This window comes from Runella limosa DSM 17973 (assembly GCF_000482465.1).
GTDB lineage: Bacteria > Bacteroidota > Bacteroidia > Cytophagales > Spirosomataceae > Runella > Runella limosa.
This window is the reverse complement of record NZ_AXVJ01000055.1, coordinates 61,727-81,141: the sequence shown is the minus strand read 5'-3', so window position 1 is coordinate 81,141 and position 19,415 is coordinate 61,727. Positions and strand designations below refer to the sequence as shown.

Annotated in this window: 17 protein-coding genes; 5 read left to right on the top strand and 12 right to left on the bottom strand. The window is 45.3% G+C overall.

What is annotated here, in order from left to right; all coding sequences use genetic code 11:
• Positions 1-9 precede the first annotated feature (9 nt).
• From K339_RS0105500 to K339_RS36955, 8 genes are all read right to left on the bottom strand, one after another.
• Entirely contained in the window at positions 10-2,244 is a 2,235-nt protein-coding gene (locus tag K339_RS0105500; protein WP_028522719.1) for a peptidase domain-containing ABC transporter, read from the bottom strand.
• Positions 2,241-5,417 carry a lantibiotic dehydratase gene (locus tag K339_RS0105495; protein ID WP_169731814.1) on the bottom strand — a complete coding sequence of 1,059 codons (3,177 nt, stop codon included), beginning with the start codon at positions 5,415-5,417 and terminating at the stop codon, positions 2,241-2,243. The genes K339_RS0105500 and K339_RS0105495 overlap by 4 nt, the downstream gene beginning before the upstream one ends.
• Before the next feature lie 124 nt (positions 5,418-5,541).
• Complete coding sequence (locus K339_RS0105490; protein ID WP_028522717.1) at positions 5,542-6,756, bottom strand: lanthionine synthetase LanC family protein; 1,215 nt, start codon at positions 6,754-6,756, stop codon at positions 5,542-5,544.
• Positions 6,757-6,942: 186 nt separating this feature from the next.
• Positions 6,943-7,071 (bottom strand): class I lanthipeptide, encoded by a 129-nt coding sequence (locus K339_RS37675; protein WP_211243783.1) that lies wholly within the window; start codon positions 7,069-7,071, stop codon positions 6,943-6,945.
• A 40-nt stretch (positions 7,072-7,111) separates the two neighbouring features.
• Positions 7,112-7,279, bottom strand: a complete 168-nt coding sequence (locus K339_RS36965; protein WP_157607479.1) for a class I lanthipeptide — start codon at positions 7,277-7,279, stop codon at positions 7,112-7,114.
• 47 nt (positions 7,280-7,326) lie between these two features.
• The gene (locus tag K339_RS0105480) at positions 7,327-7,494 is read right to left on the bottom strand and encodes a class I lanthipeptide (RefSeq protein WP_157607478.1); all 168 of its coding nucleotides are present in this window, start codon (positions 7,492-7,494) and stop codon (positions 7,327-7,329) included.
• Positions 7,495-7,541: 47 nt separating this feature from the next.
• Positions 7,542-7,709: a class I lanthipeptide gene (locus K339_RS36960; RefSeq protein ID WP_157607478.1), complete on the bottom strand. Its 168-nt coding sequence runs from the start codon at positions 7,707-7,709 to the stop codon at positions 7,542-7,544.
• A 67-nt stretch (positions 7,710-7,776) separates the two neighbouring features.
• Complete coding sequence (locus K339_RS36955) at positions 7,777-7,920, bottom strand: class I lanthipeptide (RefSeq protein WP_157607477.1); 144 nt, start codon at positions 7,918-7,920, stop codon at positions 7,777-7,779.
• A 247-nt stretch (positions 7,921-8,167) separates the two neighbouring features.
• Between K339_RS36955 and K339_RS0105470 the strand changes: the two genes are divergently transcribed.
• The 4 genes from K339_RS0105470 (at position 8,168) to K339_RS0105455 (ending at position 13,401) form a co-directional block, all read left to right on the top strand.
• On the top strand, positions 8,168-11,365 hold the full coding sequence (locus tag K339_RS0105470; RefSeq protein WP_028522714.1) for a ligand-binding sensor domain-containing protein: 3,198 nt from the start codon (positions 8,168-8,170) through the stop codon (positions 11,363-11,365).
• Positions 11,366-11,501: 136 nt separating this feature from the next.
• Entirely contained in the window at positions 11,502-11,918 is a 417-nt protein-coding gene (locus K339_RS0105465; RefSeq protein WP_028522713.1) for a globin family protein, read from the top strand.
• Positions 11,919-11,921: 3 nt separating this feature from the next.
• Positions 11,922-12,560 carry a sensor histidine kinase gene (locus K339_RS32645; protein WP_084332116.1) on the top strand — a complete coding sequence of 213 codons (639 nt, stop codon included), beginning with the start codon at positions 11,922-11,924 and terminating at the stop codon, positions 12,558-12,560.
• Positions 12,561-12,639: 79 nt separating this feature from the next.
• The gene (locus K339_RS0105455; RefSeq protein ID WP_028522712.1) at positions 12,640-13,401 is read left to right on the top strand and encodes a LytR/AlgR family response regulator transcription factor; all 762 of its coding nucleotides are present in this window, start codon (positions 12,640-12,642) and stop codon (positions 13,399-13,401) included.
• Positions 13,402-13,725: 324 nt separating this feature from the next.
• Here K339_RS0105455 and K339_RS0105450 read toward each other — a convergent pair whose 3' ends face one another.
• Positions 13,726-14,448: a head GIN domain-containing protein gene (locus K339_RS0105450; protein ID WP_051397821.1), complete on the bottom strand. Its 723-nt coding sequence runs from the start codon at positions 14,446-14,448 to the stop codon at positions 13,726-13,728.
• Between the two features lie 288 nt (positions 14,449-14,736).
• On the opposite strand from K339_RS0105450, the gene K339_RS0105445 reads away from it, so the two are divergent.
• Positions 14,737-15,603: a TIM barrel protein gene (locus K339_RS0105445; RefSeq protein WP_028522710.1), complete on the top strand. Its 867-nt coding sequence runs from the start codon at positions 14,737-14,739 to the stop codon at positions 15,601-15,603.
• Between the two features lie 241 nt (positions 15,604-15,844).
• Here the strand turns inward: K339_RS0105445 and K339_RS0105440 are convergent, their stop codons facing one another.
• Genes K339_RS0105440 through rsmH form a run of 3 tightly spaced genes read right to left on the bottom strand, consistent with a single transcriptional unit; the run spans position 15,845 to position 19,390 of the window.
• On the bottom strand, positions 15,845-18,043 hold the full coding sequence (locus tag K339_RS0105440) for a PASTA domain-containing penicillin-binding protein (protein ID WP_028522709.1): 2,199 nt from the start codon (positions 18,041-18,043) through the stop codon (positions 15,845-15,847).
• A gap of 30 nt (positions 18,044-18,073) precedes the next feature.
• Positions 18,074-18,466 (bottom strand): FtsL-like putative cell division protein, encoded by a 393-nt coding sequence (locus K339_RS32640; RefSeq protein ID WP_051397820.1) that lies wholly within the window; start codon positions 18,464-18,466, stop codon positions 18,074-18,076.
• A gap of 21 nt (positions 18,467-18,487) precedes the next feature.
• Positions 18,488-19,390 (bottom strand): 16S rRNA (cytosine(1402)-N(4))-methyltransferase RsmH, encoded by a 903-nt coding sequence (rsmH, locus tag K339_RS0105430; protein WP_028522708.1) that lies wholly within the window; start codon positions 19,388-19,390, stop codon positions 18,488-18,490.
• Positions 19,391-19,415: the final 25 nt, after the last annotated feature.

Genomic DNA, 19,415 nt, shown 5'->3' with positions numbered 1-19,415 from the left:
TGATGCTAATTAATAATCAATGTAGGTTTTCATAAAATCGTAGTAAATACCGCGCTGCGAAATGAGGTCTTCGTGCTGGCCTTGTTCGGAAATCGTTCCGTCGTCAAACACCAAGATACGGTCGGCTTTTTTGAGTGTATGCAGGCGGTGCGCAATCGAAATGATGGTTTTTCCCTCAAAACGTTTGTAGATATTTTCCAGAATGGTACGCTCGGTTTCTACGTCCAACGCACTACTCGCTTCATCCAAAATAATAATGTCGGGGTCGGGACAAATAAACAAGCGGGCAAAACCAATTTTGAGCACTTGTCCGCCCGAGAGGTTGCCCCCAAAATTGCCCACCATTTGGTTGTATCCAAGGTGATTGCCCTTGACAAAATTGTGCAAATCGGCCAACTTAGCCGCTTCTACTACTTCTTCGGTAGAAGCAGCGAGATTGGCGCAGCGGATATTTTCTTTGATGGTATCGTTGAAAATGTACGTATCCTGCGGGAACATGTGTACGTGACTCCGCAGCACTTTGGGATTAATTTCTCGTAATTCAACGCCGTCAAAGCGAATTTTACCTTCGTATTCGGGATAAAGCCCCACCAACAACTTAACAAATGTTGATTTTCCTGCCCCATTTCGCCCCACAATACCGATACGCTCTCCTTTTTTGATTTCGCAATTGATGTTTCGTAGCTGGTATTTTTCTTCGCGTTGACTATACCGAAAGGATACATTTTCAAACTTCACAACTTTGCTCGAACAGGCATTGATTTGTTCTTGGTAATTACTCGTTTCGCGCTCTTCTAAGAAAATTTCATTGACTTTTTCAAAACTCACCGTCAACTGCGTCATCATCATCCAAAGCGTACTGACGCTATTGACGGAGTTCATCAAGGTCATAAAAATTGAAGAAAACGCCATGTATTGACCAATACTCAACTGCCCCGTAAACACTTGGTAAGCTCCCACCCAAAACACCGCGATTTGGCTAAAAATGAAGATAAGGCGCTGAAGAGAGTTGATTAGGATTTGTTTTTGTTCGTCCTGCATCACCGAATTGATAGACTCCCGATGCAAGTGTTTCCACTTTACTAATTTGTATTTTTCGAGGGATAATAACTTGACCGTCTTAATCCCCAAAAGGGTATCCAAGAAGCCTCCCAACGATGCTTGGTTTTTGTGATACACTTTCGAACGAAGGTTTTTGACAATAGGAATGAAGAAAACAGTAGTAACACAGTATGCCAAAAAACATACCAAAGAAATAAGTCCCAGCGAGCCACTAAAGGCAAACAATACGGGGAAATAAATAAGCATGAAAAAGATGTCGAGGAAATTTTGAATAATCATGGGATTCGTGAGCTGACGTATTCCGATTCCCTCCTGAAACCGTGACATGAACTCTTCCCGCTTGCGGCTATCGTAGTATTTTTGTTTGAGCGAGATAAGGCGGTCAAAAAATTTCGTCATAAAATCGACCTCAAACCGAAACCGATAATGCACCATGAGCATACTGCGCGTGTAAGTGAGAACAACTTGCACGACAAACACTAGCCCTAAACCTACTAACAACCCTAACATCAACTTTTTATTTTGGTTGACCAGTACGTCGTCGAGCATGGTTTGGGTAAAAAGCGGCATCACCAACCCGACCAATTCGAGTAATAATGAAAACAATAAGATTTCCCCCAAAACTCGCTTGTTTTCTTTGATAATGGGCCAATAAATCTGGCGAAAAACGGAGGTAGTTTCTGTTTTGTGTTTTTTACCCGCTTCTTCTAATTCTTTGTTTTGAAAAAATGCTTCGGTGGGTTTAAGCTCAAGAACAATACCGCTCCACTTGTTGGTAAACTCTTCTTTGGAATATCGAACTTTGCCAAAAGCAGGGTCCGAAATACGCACGTAGTTATCGTTGGCTTCGTAAATCACCACAAAATGCTGTCCTTCGTAATGGGCGATGCAAGGCAACTGAATCTGCTGTAAATAGTCGTAATCTAGCTCATAACCCTCGGCCTTGAAACCGTAATTTTCGGCGATTTCTAGCAAGGCGTACAAACTCGTCCCTTCTTGGTTTATTTCGGCCAACTGCGTAAACAAATGCTTGACATTATCGACGCCGTAGTGCCGAAAAATGATGGCCAGCGACGTAGGGCCACAGTCCATCGAGGCACCTTGCTGAATATGGGGAAAGCGATCGACTAATCCGTAAGGGCTCATTTTCCCGCCAAAAATGGTTTTTGTGAAGTCTTTCATTGGGCTATTACGTTGGAATCGGCTGTTTTTTTGGCTAATACGTTACGTCCGTAGTTGATGCGATAATATTTATGAAGGTGGTAAAAAACCATGTATTCCACCAAGCGTTGTTGGCTACGAAACAGGCGATTGACATTCATGTGAACCAAGCTCGCCAGCAAGTCTTCCAACGAAATTTGTAACTCCGACTGCGCGTGCAACATCCGAACGTACTCAATCATCAACTGCAAGTTTTCGGTGCGTTGGTTTGACAATTCGTAAAAAAACTCATGTTCGGGATTCGCCAACGCAAATAGTTCTTGGAGGGCAGGTTCCACGTCTTTGTAGCGAGCATCCAGCTGTTTTTTCAACCCAGCATTGTACCCAAACTCACGACCAAAATCGGCGGCGCGTTTTTCAGTAAATTCCATTTTTTGCTTCATATCAAACCCGAATGCCGTCAGTAGGTCGTCGGTAAGTTTCATACCAAAACGCCAGCGACATTCTTCTCCTTCGGAGCCTTCAATCATGGTTAAAAAGCGTAGTACGGTATCGCTATCGAGGTGAAAATAATCTTCGATGGCATCAATCGAATTACTCCCATAACGCTCCAACTCGCGGTTGTACGTATCATTTACGACCGAGGTAATGGTCTTGTTGGCAATGTACGGTGCGAGCGCATCGTGCAACTCTTGCACTACTTGCCCAATATGCGCGGGGTTGGCCAAGTGAAAACGCAAGCGGAAATGCAAGTTCGGGTCGGCGTAGCGAATGAAGAAGAATTTATCAGTCCAACCGTTGGCCTTAAAGCGCTCAGTCAGCGGGTATAGCACCTCGGTCAAAAGGCGGTCGGCGGTTTTAATGCCCGTATAAACCTTATAATAAAGCCATTCTGAGCCTGTAATAAACTTACGGGTGGCTTGATTGGCCTTGGGGAAGCGCAAAGCAGGTGCGGCGAGCCCCTCGGTTTTGTATGATGCGGTATTGTCAAACGCAACCACAAACTGATTGGTATGCCAGCCCCGCCCCGACTGCACCACCGACGAATCGGCACGGTGCAAAAATTCTTTGATATTGAACTGTTCCAGTGATTTTATTTCGTTCAGGAAGGTTTCGGCCAACCATTGGTTTTCTAAATCAACGTACAGTTCATTGTCAAACTGCGTCAAACAGATATGTCTCGGCACCGAATACTGCGCTCTCCACGCCTCAATTTCGGCTTTTAGCGCAGGCCAATGGTTATTTTTAAACGCCGTTACCAACGACTTCACATGTTGTTCTTTGAAATTCCACTGGGCTTCGGCCAACACAATATTGTCGAGTACCAAACGCGGAATAAACATAAACAACGACGAAAAACTACCCGTAAAATTACTGAGTCCTGAGCGCACGTGCTGCGACTGCAAAGCACACAAAAAGTGATACGTATCCAATGACTGAGTACCCGAAAAATTGTGGGCATTGGACAAACGCGGAATGATGATTTTATTCAGTGATTTTGACCGTAAAAAAATTGTTCCGCCCCGTACGCTCAACATCAAATCCGAAAGCGCGATTTCAAATTCAGGCGCCGTGGACGCTTTGCTCAAAAACGGAATTTGGTATTTTTTTAACTGAGGGCGAATGATGACGTTGCCCGTCCGAGCTTCGGGAAGGTGGACAATGTCCGCAAAAATCACCTCGGGCGCGCTGCGGTCTTCGGCGGCGCTAATTTCTTGCAGCAATGCCAACACCGACGCATCTGTATGCCCAAAGCGCCCGACTAAAAAAGTACCCGTTGTACCGCCAAAGGTGTCGAGTACAATTTTCTCCCGCCCTTCCTCACGAATCACCGAAAACATGGCCGTGTTGGTGAGCGGCAACTGCGGCTGACGTACTTCTACCGCACGCAGGTCTTCTTCTTTGAGGCAAATTTCGTACGCACCTGTCAGTTGAGCTTCGGCTACTTTTTGCAGCAAATAGCTGTGTTCTGGCGGAATAGTGAGGGTTTGATTGGATGGCTGGTTACTTCCCACCCACACGCCTTCCACCAAAGGTGAAATATCGTTTTTGGCTTGTCCTCCAGGATACCCAATGCCCACTTCGGGGTCGAGGGCCAATACGAAAGGAACTTCTTCGTCTTCGTATTTTTCATAAAACCGATTACGAAATTCGTCGAGCATCGGGTTTCCTGCGGGCGATAGTTTTAATAAAGTAGGGATTTTGGAAGCTAATTTATTCAGCAAACCACGGTTCAATTGGCCTGAGAGCTCGGGTAAATAGGTATCAATTTGGAACAACACTTTACGGTCAAACGGCGTCGGAAGTTGGCTCAGTAAGGCTTCAACTTTTTCAAATTTGGCGCTACCATAATCGCTCCCCGATTGTTCAATGACCAACAATGCCTGCTGAACCTCGCCCAGAAGGCTCAAAATTGCCGCTAAGTGTTCCGAAGTTTCAATGTCCGCAATCTTTTGAAGCGTCCCGATGATTTGTGCCAAAAAGTCACCGCCTGTAAGTGCAGGTTCTAGCTCGCTCACCAGTAGCTGCGAAGCCACCACCTCTTCCACGTATTCGAGGGCTTCTTGGAGCGTAATCTCTTCCGAAACAAGCACTTCGGCCAGGGCATATAACGGCGCTCCTTTTTGAGCCCGTGCCAGCACCGCCTCCAAATACTCCGACTGCTCGGCACTACTCAAGTGATGAACGCGCATTCCGCCGCCGTTGTACCGATACTCCACGTAGCGGTATTGGCCGTTGATGCTGTACAAACTGGTATTGGGATAAAACCGAAGAAAAGGCTTAATATCAGGGTGTTTTTCAAGGTCTTGGGTGAGCGCACAGAGGTAGTTCATGTCGAGGCGCGTCACTTTGCGAGAAGTGCCGATATTATCTATACGCACAGCTGTGGAGGCAGTGGAAATGGGTAGTGTGGCAAATCCCCCAAACAACCCAAAAGGCGTACAGCGGGTTGAATAGCGAGCCAAGTATTTGATGAGGGAATAAATGATTCGCTTCGATTTTTCGTCTGGTTGCTGCGTTACATCCAATTTTTGTACTTCCTCGTATAGGGCAGGTGAAGCAATGTACAACGCTTCTAAAAAAGCTGGCTGGGTGAGCTGGCGGCTGAGTTTTTCCCAATCAATGTTTTCAATTGCTTCGCTCCCCGCGAGAGGCACTCGTACAAAGGCCGTTGAAAAATAGGTAGTTGACATGACTGTGGCTGATTTTTTAGTAAAATTAGCGGGACTGTCTGCCTGACTCAAAAAAAGGGGAGCGAAGCGTGGTTTTTTGCTTTTAAGCAGTGGCATTTTGCTACGGAAGCGATTTTGCCTGTTTTTACGACAACAACAAAAAGCGTTCCCACGCCCGTGATGCGCCCAAATACGTCAAAAGCGCCATGCCAATGCTCGCCTCTCCGTCGAGCAATGATAAGTTTGATTCGTATCTCTCGCCGTTGTAACTCAAAAAAACGTCGCTGCTTTCAGTCGGTTGGACGTAGTCAAATGTCTTTGAAAGCCAATAGGTTTCCGTTGGTTCCAGCAGGTGTTGTGGAAAAGCTTCAGCAAATTTTCCAAAGAGATACGCCGCCCCCAAAGTTCCATGGCAAAGTGCGGCGTCTTTCATCGCTACACCGCGACCCAGCCGTGCCGATGCTCGAATAATCGTTTGTTCGGCAATTTCAATCCAGAAATCATTTTTGAGTTTTTGCCCCGCCAACAAAAACGTATTGGCAATGCCCAAATCTCCATAACACCAAGCAAGGCGGCTCTCTTGGTCGGTCGCATTGGCCTGAATCACACTCGGAAACACTGATTGCGCACTTTTGTTTCGAACATTCCACATCCACCGAAGCGTCCCCGCAATCAGTTCTTTACAAGGAGCTGGCGCATGACCTTTTTCATAAAGAAGTGTTAAAATGGCCACAATACTGGCGGTTCCGTGCGACAACCCCAAATTGTACAAAGGAGGCGAAGAAGCGCCTCGACGGCCAAAATCATCAAACTCCCAAGTAATGCTACCACTAGGAAAACGAACGGCTACCAGCGATAGCTGTTCGACAATTTGGTCGATGTACGAAGTTATTTTAGGACTGGGGGTTCGTTCTAAAAAATACAAACACACCCCAAGCGCTCCGTGCAAATAGTCAAAATTGCCGTCGGCCAACAACAACATTGCACTTTCAAACAACCCTTCGTCGAGGTCTTCGACAATCGACTGCGGGTCTATTTCATCGTCTTGCAATAAGCCTTCATTGAACAAATGTAAAAAGCCCCACGCTACGCCTGCGATTCCACCCGCAAATGAATGAATGAGCTTTCCTTCTTGAATATCGTTAAGGCTGGATGATACCCGTTCCCAAATGCGGCCATCGTCCTTGATTCCAAAATGGCGGTGATAATACGCCTCAAACAGCGCATACCCCATTTGCCCCCCCAACAGCGACGCGTGCCCGTCGGTTGGTTGGCTCGCAATATGGTGATAGATTCGATCCAAAATAGTTCTACAGTCGGTGGAGAAATCCTCCGAAGTAAGCATATAAACACTTGTCATGGTTAACTTAGATGAGTAAGGCTTAAAATTCATTGAACTTTTTCAGGGTCTAAAATCAATCTTGCTAAACCGTCATAAATCTCTCTTGAAGCGTAGGCAAGCCACCATAAGAACGAATCGTGGTTATAAAAAAGCAGCCATCCCAGAGAAGGATGGCTGCCACATAAGACCGCTAAAAGATAGCTACTACAAGCAAAAACAAGTTTTTTTCTGCGTAAAAGGCACCGCGCCTCCTTGAGCATCTTGAAGTTGGGCCTTTGAAAGCGATACGACTTTGTCGGTTTTCAGGCTGAGTTTTGACAACTGCTTTTTCATTGTTATTGATTTTTTGGCTGTAAGTGAATGGAAAGAAAAATTAGCAGCTCCAAGATGCGCAAGTAAATGAGCACAAATCTGAGTGGCAGTAATGCTTTGACGTAGGGTTTGATTGCGGACGGCCACCTACGACGCCTTGGCTGTTGTCTTTTGACAAGTTTACTACTTTGTCTGTCTTCAAGTTCAATTTTGAAAGTTGCTTTTTCATTGTTGTGTTTGTTTTGTTTTTTGTGTTTAAATGAATGGAAAGAAAAATTAGCAAGAGAACGTTGCTCCAGTGAACGTACATAAGTCACTCAAACAATACACTTTTGAATTAGGGTTTGATTGCGGACGGCCACCTACGACGCCTTGGCTGTTGTCTTTTGACAAGTTTACTACTTTGTCTGTCTTCAAGTTCAATTTTGAAAGTTGCTTTTTCATTGTTGTGTTTGTTTTGTTTTTTGTGTTTAAATAAATGGAAAGAAAAATTAGCAAGAGAACGTTGCTCCAGTGAACGTACATAAGTCACTCAAACAGTACACTTTTGAATTAGGGTTCGATTGTGGACGGCCACCTACGACGCCTTGGCTGTTGTCTTTTGACAAGTTTACTACTTTGTCAGTCTTCAAGTTCAATTTTGAAAGTTGCTTTTTCATTGTTTTGTTTGTTTTGTTTTTTGTGTTTAGATGAATGGAAAAATGAGACACTGTTTCAATAGAACGACTAACCATTTGGCCAGCAGCGACCTACTTGGCAAGAGAGCGTTTTGACCGCAGGCGCACCTCCTTTAATAGCTAGGGTATCGTTTTTAGAGAGCACAACGATGCTATCCGTTTTTAAATGAAGTTTTGAAAGTTGCTTTTTCATTGTTGTGTTTGTTTTGTTTGATTTGCTTGTCGTGATTGACATTGCAAAGGTGGTGGGTAAAACGACGCTGGGAAAAATCAAAAAAGTAAAGCGGTTAAATTCTCCATTGAAACGTTTTAACTCTCTTTCCAACGGTTCATTTGTCGTTTCAATACGGTTTAATTCCCAAAACCCACGACTCGCTTTCTCTTTTTGGGTTTTTACTTCGTAACATTTTAGCTTTAACCCTCTAAAATTGGTCGCATTTATGCCGTTTCGCCTGTCGTCCCTGCTCTTTTTGGTTTTCTTCTGCTGGGGGCAGCATAGGAGTCATGCCCAATTCTCGAACGTCTCGTTTCAGCACCTCGGCCCCGAGCAGGGTCTTCCCATCCACTACATCACGTCAGCAGTGCAAGATACCTCGGGCTTTATGTGGGTGGGCACCATGATGGGAATGGTTAGGTACGATGGAAAACAATGCCGCATTTTTGACCACGAACGGCTCAACCCTCATTCCTTGTCGGATATGCTGGTTCGTGCCGTTTTTATGTCCAAAAACGGTACGCTATGGGTCGGCACCCAATATGGATTTAATCGCTTTGACTTCCGAACCCAGCAATTTGAACGATTTTACTTTAGCCAACACGGCAAGCGCTGCAATTACATTCGCTGCGTTGCCGAAGATACCCAAGGGAAACTTTGGCTAGGCACGGCTTCTGGGCTCCTTGTTTTTGACCCTATTTCCAAAAAATCGGAACTCATCAAACTTCCCACCGACGAATCTTCCAAAACCCAGGTCTATTCCATCAGGAGTATCATGGCCGACGGCGAGACGATTTGGGTGGGTACCGACATGGGGCTGTATCGTTATCATCGTTCGTCTAAGTCGTTTCAGGTATTTTGTAAAAGCGACGAGCTTGGCAGCATCCCCGACAATTCGCTTTCGGCCTTGGCCAAGCACCCCCAAACGGGAGATATTCTGGTAGGATCGCGGAGCGGAATGGTGGCTTCGCTCAGTTTATCCAGTGAGCTTTTTCGGATCATCAAGCTCCCCCTCAAAGAACCCCAAGAAATCAGCCGTATTTTCTTTGACCGTGACCAAACCTTATGGATTTCGACCTTGGGCGAAGGCGTTTTTTATTTTATCAAAAATTCGGACAAAGTAGGGCAGTTTTTATCTGACATCAATACCCCAAGCAGCCTCGGCTCCAACTACGTCAAATCCGTTTTTCAAGACCGTGCGGGGGTTATTTGGTTTTCTACTTCTTACAAAGGGCTGAGTCGGTTCAACCCTTATAACCAGTCGTTTCGCTCGTTGCTCAAAGATGCCAACGTTCCTCAACCCAATGCCAACGCCAGCACCATTAATCGGATTGCGGTCGATAGCAAAGACAACCTTTGGCTGGCCACAAGCGAAGGTTTGCTCTGGATTGATGCAAAAAAAACGACCCACAAACGCTATTTACACGACCCCAACAACCCTTATAGCCTGACCGACAATTACATCAACAGTGTGTTGGTGGACCGCAACGACGGTGTGTGGGTAGGAACTCGTTCGTATCTGCACTATTTTGATACCAAAACGGGCAGATTTACGCACTTCGACCACCTGCCAAACGAAACCAATCCCTCCCCTGCGGAGAATATTACGCGTACCGATTTTGTGGCAGGCAAACTAATTTACGACCTTGCCGAAAGTGCCGACGGGCGCATTTTTATTGGGACAGAAGAAGGTTTGACCATTTACAATCCTAAAACGCGCATTTTCACCAACCATTTTAATGATGCACTGATTCGAAAAGTGCCCCTCAACCGTTTTAACTCCCTTTATTTTGACAGCAAAAACTACCTGTGGATAGGCTGCGGGGTCGATGAAGTCCTTTGTATTAGCCCCGATTTGACCAAAACTGTTTCATACCGTTACGAAGAAAGTAACCCCAAAGGACTACCCGACAATGGCGTCATGGCTTTTGCCGAAGATTCAAAAGGAAATATCTGGATGGGCACCGACAACGGATTGGGTTGTTTAAACCGACAAACGCAGCAATTTACCAACTTCACTACCCGCAACGGGCTGGCCAACAATTATATATCGGCCCTGATTCGCGTAGGAAGCACCCTGTGGATGGGAACGGCCAATGGCTTAACTCGTTTTGAAGAAAATGGCAAGCGCTTTACCTCTTTTGGCTCGGCCGACAACCTGCAAGTATTGTCGGTAGAAACCGAATGCGTCGCCAAAGACAGCCAAGGAAATTTGCTTTTTGGTGGTTTGTACGGGCTGGTGAGTTTTCATCCCGACCAAGTCAAGACCAATTCGTTTATCCCGCCCGTAGCAGTAACGTCGGTCAAAGTGTATGGCAAAGAAGTGTTGCCAACGCTCTACCGTCAGGCCAACATTCCGATTGAGCTAGACTACGACCAAAACGACCTGACGATTGAGGTCGCAGCCCTGAGCTATGACCATTCCGAAAACAATCTATTTTCGTTTTGGCTCGAAGGCATTGAAAAAACTTGGGGAGCGCCCACCCATCAAACCACCCTCAATTACCTCAATTTACAGCCCAACGAGTATATTTTGCACGTACGAGCGGCCAACAACGACGGTGTCTGGAACCCTGTCCCGTACCACCTGCACATCATCATTCATCCCCCCTTCTGGCAGCGTTGGTGGTTTCGGTTGTTGGTCCTTGCTACCCTGATTGGTTCGGGCGTGTATTTGTACCGTTGGCGGGTCAAAGTGATTGAACACGAACACGCCACCGAAGTAAAACTGTTGGAAGAACAACAAACGCTTCAAAATCAATTGAACCAAGAATTGACCGAAAAATTGGATTACCAACAGAAGTTTGAAATAGCCCAAAAACAACAAGCCGAGACGGAACGTAAAACGATTTTACTGGAACGAGAAAAGTTTTTATCCAAATACCAAAACCTTGTTAATCAGCTCAATCCTCACTTTTTGTTCAATAGTTTGGCCGTGCTCGACAGTTTGATTTACAAAGACCACAAACTGGCCTCGAAGTACCTGCGTCAGCTCACAAAGGTATATCGCTACCTCATCGAAAACGACGACCACGAAACCGTGACGCTGGAACAAGAATTACGTTTTGCCCGCGATTTTGTCAGCCTGCTTCACATGCGTTATAGCGACGGGCTACAGATTGACATCCACCTTTCGGAAACTTTAAACCAAAAACGAATTGTCCCAGTAACGTTCCAAAACCTGATTGAAAACGCCATCAAACACAACATTACCGCTTTGGAATCACCGCTGAAAGTGCTGATATATGAAGACAATGATTACCTAATTTTTGAAAACAACTTACAAAAACGAGGAACCGTTGCGACCTCCAACAAACGGGGTCTCAGTGATTTTAAGGCATTGTACAGCTATCTAACCAACCGACCACTGTTTATCGAAGAAACAAACACGCATTTTGTCGTGCGGGTACCCTTATTGGATTAACGGTTCGCCCAAGTTTTTGGGGCAGATTAAGTCGCGAAACCCACGACTCAACTGCTTTTTTTGTAAAGTCCCCATTGAATTTATATAATTTCAGCCACCTGATTAGTACATCAACCCTTGCTCAATTGTTAAAACCATGAATGACCAACAGAAAAGACTCGTCCAAACAAGCTTTGCGCGTATTGTTCCTAAATCTGAATATGCCGCCAAAGTTTTTTATGGTCGCTTATTTGAAATTATCCCCGAAGTACAACCTTTGTTTAAAAGCGACCTTAAAACCCAAGGTATTAAGTTGTTTCAAGTCATAAGTTTTGCGGTTTGCTCGTTAGATAATATGGACGAGTTGCTCCCTTTGCTTCATGATTTGGGGCGCCGCCACGTAAAATATGGCACCAAAAACGAACATTATGTCTTTATTGGAGAATCACTGATTTGGACACTTGATAAAGTACTTAAAGACGATTTCACGCCCGAAATTCGGCAAGCGTGGCTCGATGTTTACAGCCTAATGGCTGCTGCTATGGCCGAGGCAGCCAGCCAAGAAATCACCTAATCTATGAAACCACTCGCTAACCAACCTAACCAATCCTCCCAAATCCCCGCAACACCAGCGAGTGAAGTACCCAACTATGACAGTACCCAATCCGACGTCAGGTACCAGAGTTTAGTGAGCCAGCTAAATCCGCACTTTCTCTTTAATAGCCTTGCTACGTTGGAAAGCCTCATTTACAGCGATCAGCGCCTCGCCGTCAAGTTTCTGAGCCAGCTTACGCGGGTGTATCGCTACTTACTTTCGACCCGCAGCACACCGCTCGTCCCACTCAGCGATGAGCTAAATTTTATTAAAGATTATGCCGACTTGCTCCAAACTCGCTTTGGCAAAGGCCTTACGGTGCTCATCGACGTGCCACCTCAATACCTCGAACGAAAGCTTGTTCCTGCTGTTTTACAAATTTTAGTAGAAAACGCGACCCGTCACAACATCACCGACCCCGATAGTCCATTGACAATATCCATAAAATCAATTGATAACCACTTAATCATAGAAAACAACCTTCAAAAGAAGCAAATTTTAGAACCAAAACGCAACGAAGCCCTCCAAAGCCTCACCGACTTGTATGCTTATTTTTCGAGTGTACCCATGGTCGTAGAGCAAACCCCCGAAACCTTCCGAGTCACCCTGCCTTTGCTGTGATTTTGGTTATTGGTTAACTGGTTGATTGGTTACTGGTTTTTCCTAATTCTCAATTCGTAATTCCCAAGTCCTAACTTATATGAAAGTCCTAATCGTAGAAGATGAAATTTTGATTGCTGAACAGCTCCAACGGATGCTAAAAGACATAGCTCCCCAAACGGAAGTCCTTGACGTACTCCACAGCGTCAAAACCGCCCGTCGTTGGTTTATGCAAAATCCAGAACCTGATTTGCTGTTTATGGACATCCAACTTTCGGATGGCATCAGCTTCGACTTGTTCAATTATTTCGACATCAAATGTCCCATTATTTTTGCCACCGCCTACGACGAATACGCCATCAAAGCCTTCAAAGTTAACGGTATCGACTATTTGCTCAAGCCCATTGACGAAGAAGACCTCATTCGGGCTTTGGAAAAATACAAAGCGCTGAAAAAGAATGCCCAGATGCCAACGGAGCTGCTCCAGACGTTGGTCAATCACCCAGCGCAAAAAGGGAAGTTGTACAAAGAAAAACTCATTGTGCAGCACCGCAATGCCTCCATTCCTATTTCTATCTCCGACATCGCCGCTTTTTACCTCGACCAAGTCATCTATGTCGTTACGCACGACGGGCAAAAATACATTGCCGAACAAAACACGCTTGATGAAGTAGAAGATATTCTGAATCCAATTGAGTTTTTCAGAACGGGCCGCCGACAAATTATCAATCAGCAAGCCATTGAAAGTTATAAAGGAGACGCGGCGGGAAAATTATACCTAAAACTCAAAACCAATCACCTCTCCGAAGTAGAAATTAGCCGCGAAAAAGCCCCCGTTTTCAAGCGCTGGATAGATAGGTAAATAAAAATGTCGAGTGCAGAATGTAGAGTGTCGAACAGGTTAAACGCATTAAAAAAGTAGCCTCAGCGAGGCGAAATCTTAGTAGAAAAAAGGGATAAAGGCCATCCAAAAGCCCCATGGGGGTGACATCTTTCACCGAACGTCAGCCGCCCCGATGGGGATTTGGGGGGATTGGATTCATTTTTCTACTAAGATGTAGCTCCTCTGGAGCAATCAATAGCCATTCTACATTTTAATGCGTTCAACCTGAATGTCGAATAAGAAAATATAAAGTTTAAAGAATAACAAATATTCGACACTCTGCATTCTGCACTCGACACTCAACTATGATTCGCTTTTGACGGAGCTGGCGCCTGAGGTGTTTGAACGAACCGAGGCAGTTCCACGGTAACGCACACTGCTGGCTCCACTCGCTTCTACCTCCATTTTACCATTGACACTCACGCGTACGTTGCTCGCGCCCGATACGTCCAAAAATGCTTCTTTTACGGGAAAATCGTACGCTCTAATTGAGGTAGCACCCGAAACTTCACCTTCGATACGGTTGGCATTACCTGTCAATGTAATGCTAGAAGCACCCGAGGCGTCCATGATTATTTTTTGTGCTTTTACTTGAATATCCGACTTAGAAGCCCCCGAAATATCCAAGTCGAGTGTCCCTAAATCGTTGAAACCCGACACCCTTGAGGTCGTTGCGCCCGACAAGTCCAATCCTTTAAGCGTAGGCATCGAAACCGTTACGGTCACTCGCTTGCGGTTTCTTCCCCAGCCCAATGAGTCCTTGTAGCGAATCCGAAGTTTTCCCGCCGAAACGCCTGCTTCCAAATCGTCAATATCCTGTTTACGGCCTTCCACTTTGACCGAATAATTGCCTTTTGTTACCGAAATTTCAAACGCACTTCCCAACGACAAACGGTCAAAACCTTTTAAATCGTAGGTGCGCGAAATGCGGCTGTCGTCTTGTTTTGGAGTAAATGAACTGGTTACTACGACCAATGCGCTTGCCAACATCGCAAGCATTAACTGACTTCTGAAGATTGTTTTCATGTGGTTACTATTGTTAAAACGGTTGTATTTGGTATTTATCTATAAGATGCACCTAAAACGGCTAACGTTGCATTTTTCTCAAAGTTATTTTTTAATCGTCATACTACTAAGTCGTTTTGGGCGTTTTTAGCACGCTAACGTCTTTGTTTTAGCACAAATTTCTTTTTTTTAATTCATAACACATTGAAATACAACTTAGTATCAAATTGATAAATACTTTTCAAGTAATTATCCAATTATGATTACTTTTGTACGAAGTTCAACCTATCAAATCACCTTTTGTACCAAATGAACCGTAGAACCTTTCTTCAAAGCACAGCGGGTCTTAGTGCTCTCGCCATGCTCGGGTTAGAAGCCCGCCCCAATGCCAAATCTGTAGGATTACAGTTGTACACCCTTCGCAGCGACATCCAAAAGCAGGGAATCGAGAAAATTTTGGCCGAAGTTGCCAAACTTGGATATAAAAAAGTAGAAAACTTTGGGTATAACCAAGGCAAGTTTTTTGGAAAAACACCTACCGAATACAGTAAGATTCTTGCCGATAATGGCCTCAAAGCCATCAGCGGCCATTACATGACAGCCCGCTCTAAGGCATTTGGAGACTCAGATGGCTTGACCAAAAACTGGGATAAAATAGTTGAAGATGCCGCAGCGATTGGGCAAGAATACGCAGTTATCGCCTATTTGATTGACAACGAACGCAAGCCTGAAGATTACAAACAACTTTTTGACCTGTTGAACAAAGGCTCAGAAGTAGCAAAAAAAGCAGGTCTTACGCTCGGCTACCATAACCACGATTTTGAATTTACCCAAAAAATTGACGGCGAAAAACCATACGACTTGTTGTTGAAAAACACCAACGTCATCATGGAAGTTGATTTGTATTGGGTAGCTAAAGCAGGTGAAAATGCCAACGAATACTTCAAAAAATTCCCAGGCCGTTTCCCGCTTTGGCACGTAAAAGACATGGCCAATACCGAAAAGAAAGAGTTTGCGGAAGTAGGCGTAGGCACCATTGATTTTGGCGCGTTGTTCAAGGATGCCAAAAAAGCAGGCTTAAAACACTATTTTGTAGAGCAAGACGTGTGTCAACGTCCACCGCTAGAAAGCATCAAAATCAGCATCGACAACATCCAAGCCGCTAAGTGGGGGTAGTTTTGGTTGCCTGTTTTCAGTTGCCTGTTTCCGTGTTTTTGGTTTCCTGTTTTTGGTTTCGGGTTTCTCTCCGTGCTTTCGGTTTTTCTCCGTGCTTTCGGTTTTTCTCCGTGTTTTCGGTTTCTCAAAACCGAAAGTCGAGGTTTCTCAAAACCTCGTTAATCTAGGCAAATCATACAAAAAAGGCTTGGTAAGGAATCTCCTACCAAGCCTTTTTATTGATGACAGTTCGTCATTTTTTTCACCTCAGCACCAGCGCATACACGCCCCCCTGATTGGTATAAGAAGCCACTTTTCCCCGCCCCGAATATTTGACTTTGAAGCCGTGATTTTCGAGCAGATACAAGGCATCACGTAGCGACATCCCTTTCAAATTAGGCACTTTCGTAGGATCCGTATCGCGGTTGGCCCATGCAACTTTATCTCCCTCTTTTTTAGCTTCCACCCAACCATCTACGTTCACAGGCGCCTCGATGTCCATTTCTTCGGCCACAATCCGAATATCATCCGAATGTCCCGCCCGCAGTTGCTTCTGCATTTCCAATGTTTTATTTTTTTGCTTCGTCAACGGCGGGTGCATTTTTATGTCGTACCCAATGATACGATCAGCCACTTCCTTAAACACGGGCGCGGCTACACTTCCCGCGTACAATTGCTCCATGCTAAACCCGCGCGGACTGTCAACGACAATCAAACAAGTGTAACGCGGCTCGTCGGCAGGGAAATAACCAATAAACGACGTGTTGTATAGCCCTTGCAGGTATCGTCCATTGACCAATTTCTGCGCCGTTCCTGTTTTACCCGCAATTTTATAATGGTCATTTCTAATGTTCGTAGCTGTTCCGTGATCTACCACCCCTTCCAGAATCGTACGCGCTTTTTTGATTGAATTTTCCGACGCAATGCGTTCTTCACTTTTAAACACAGGATATTCCTGAATTACCTTATCAGCATCTTTTACTTGCTTCACAATCATGGGACGCACCCAATACCCGTCGTTGGCAATGGCATTGTAAAAAGCCAACATCTGCAAAGGCGTCAGCTCCGACTCATATCCGTAGCTCATGTAGGTCAGCGAGGTTTTGCTCCAACGCTTGTCCGACGGCGTCCGAACCTTTGGTACAGGCTCGCCTTTCATGTGAATCCCCGTAGGTTCGCGCAAATGAAAACGTTTCAGGTATCCCACGTACTTGTCTCCGTGGGCGTAGAAATAATCTTTCATAATCAAATGCACCCCTACGTTCGACGATTTCTCAAATACCTGCTGTGCCGTAATGCTGCCATGCCCCGTTTTTTTGGTATCTCGAATTATCGCCGAACGGTATTTGGCGATGCCATTACCCGTATGATACATCTTGCTCAACGGTAGTCCTTCTTCAAAAGCCGCCAACATCGTAGGCAACTTAAACGTAGAACCTGGGTTACTCAATCCAGCCAAAGCGTGATTGTAGGTTTCGCTGTAGGTAGAATCTGAGGAGCGCGACAAGTTGGCAATGGCCCTAATTTCACCCGTTTGTACTTCCATCACAATCACCGAACCGTACGAAGCATTGTAGCGTTCGAGCGTATTGCGCAGGGCTGTTTCGGCAATGTCCTGAAAATTCACGTCAATGGTTGTATGTAAATCGTAACCATTCACAGGCTGTATTTTTTCGTCATCGTCGTTTGGCATAAATGTTTGATCGTCCAAGACGCGGTATAAGCCAATACCAGGCGTCCCCGCCAATCGATGATCAAAACTAGCCTCTATCCCAAAAGAGCCATGCCGTGTTTTTTTGTCTAAATCGCCAATGGTACGCTCGGCCAGCGACCCAAACGGGTTATAGCGCTCATAAACCACCGTCAGTTTTCCGCCACGGCTTCGGCCAGTTGTGGCAAATCGGCGAAAAAACGGCCAGCCTTTCCAAGTCCCTTTTACTTTTTTCTTTGCTTTTTTATCATAAACAACCCCCGTAAAAGACTGGTTAAGAATAATATTGTACTCACGATACGTTATTCTTCGTTTCACCAGCCGAATGTTGCGATTTCCTTTTTTCTTATTTTTTTCAAATTCATGGCGTGCAAAAACCATCTCACGGCGGTAGTCTTCAGCCGTTCTTTGTTTAAATAAAGTAGAAAGAAGCGTCGCCACGGAATCAACGCGACTGTAGAAATACGTACTATCCGTGACAGTAGGGTCCAGAGATACTTCAAAGTACGGCAGCGACGTTGCCATCAAACTCCCGTCATTAGAATAAATGTTTCCACGCATTGCCTCAATGGTATCAATGTGCATCGTGGTTGACATGTGCTCAATCCAAGGCTTATTTTTATGAAGGGCAAAATGCTGGATATAAAAAATACGGTAAATTACCACTGCACCGAGGACAATCAGGCCAATAGCCACTATCCACGAGCGGCGAGATATATCTTCACGAATATTTTTGGGTCGGGAAAGCATCGTCTAATTTTTTTTAATGGAAACCTCAAACTACTCTTCCACCACAATCCGCTGTGGTGTTTTACGGCTCTCTTTTATACCAAACACTTCCACCTTGGGGGCCAATTCCGATTGTTTTCCCATCTTCATATAGTTGGCTTTCAGGATGGTGTATTCGGCCCGTAAGTTATTTACCTCTTCATTTGACTTGCGCAATTGGCGCATTTGGCGCTCGGCGTTGATTCGACAAAAGACCATAATTAACCCTAGACATAGCAAAAAAAGGGAGCCGTCGATGTACTTGACGGGAAACTGCTTCCCTCCCATTACATTTTCTACGTTAAACCATGGGCTCAACCATCCCAAGACTTTACTATTGCCCGTTTTGTTTTTTTTATTTGGGCGACCATTTGCATTCGGCCCACCTACTACGTTAACAGCCATAACAGTTTTAATGGTTTGGGTTTATAACTTTTCAGCTACCCGTAATTTGGCACTACGAGCACGAGAATTTTCAGCGATTTCCTCAGGACTGGCTTCGATGGGCTTGCGGGTGATGGCTTGCAATGGTTTGAGGTCGTTTCCAAAAAAATCTTTTTCGACTTCCCCAAAAAATTTCCCCTTGGCAATGAAGTTTTTAACAAGGCGATCTTCTAACGAATGATACGACATCACCACCAAACGCCCCTGAGGCTTGAGCACTTCGGCCGACTGCGTCAGAAACTCTTGTAAAACGGCCATTTCTTCGTTTACCTCAATCCGCAGCGCCTGAAACACCTGCGCAAAGTATTTGTTCTCTTTTCCACGGGGCGCAAACCGTTGCAGGGCCATCTTGAGGTCGGTCACTGTTTCAATCGAGCGATTGGCACGGGCCGCCACAATGGCCTGCGCCGCAGTTTTGGCATTTTGGAGTTCGCCGTACATCCCAAAAATACGGTGTAATTCCTCCACGGTATAGTTGTCGATAATATCGCGGGCCGTTTTGCCAATTCGGGGGTTCATGCGCATGTCAAGCGATGCTTCAAAACGCGTAGAAAAACCCCGTTCTGGGGTATCAAATTGGTGCGAAGACACGCCCAAGTCACCCAAAATCCCATTGACTTGCTTGACACCGTACAGGCGAAGGTACTTTTGAAGGTAACGAAAATTGGCATCCACAAACGTCAGGCGCTTGTCGTTGATGGCTTCGGCATTGGCCCGCGCGTCGGGGTCTTGGTCGAAGGCAAACAAACGACCTTTTTCACCCAAGCACGCCAAAATCGCTTTTGAGTGACCACCGCCGCCAAACGTCACGTCCACATACACGCCATCGGGCTGTATATCTAATCCTTCCAAACACTCTTTCAATAATACTGGGTTATGATACATTGTGGTTTTTAGCTGTTGGGATTCG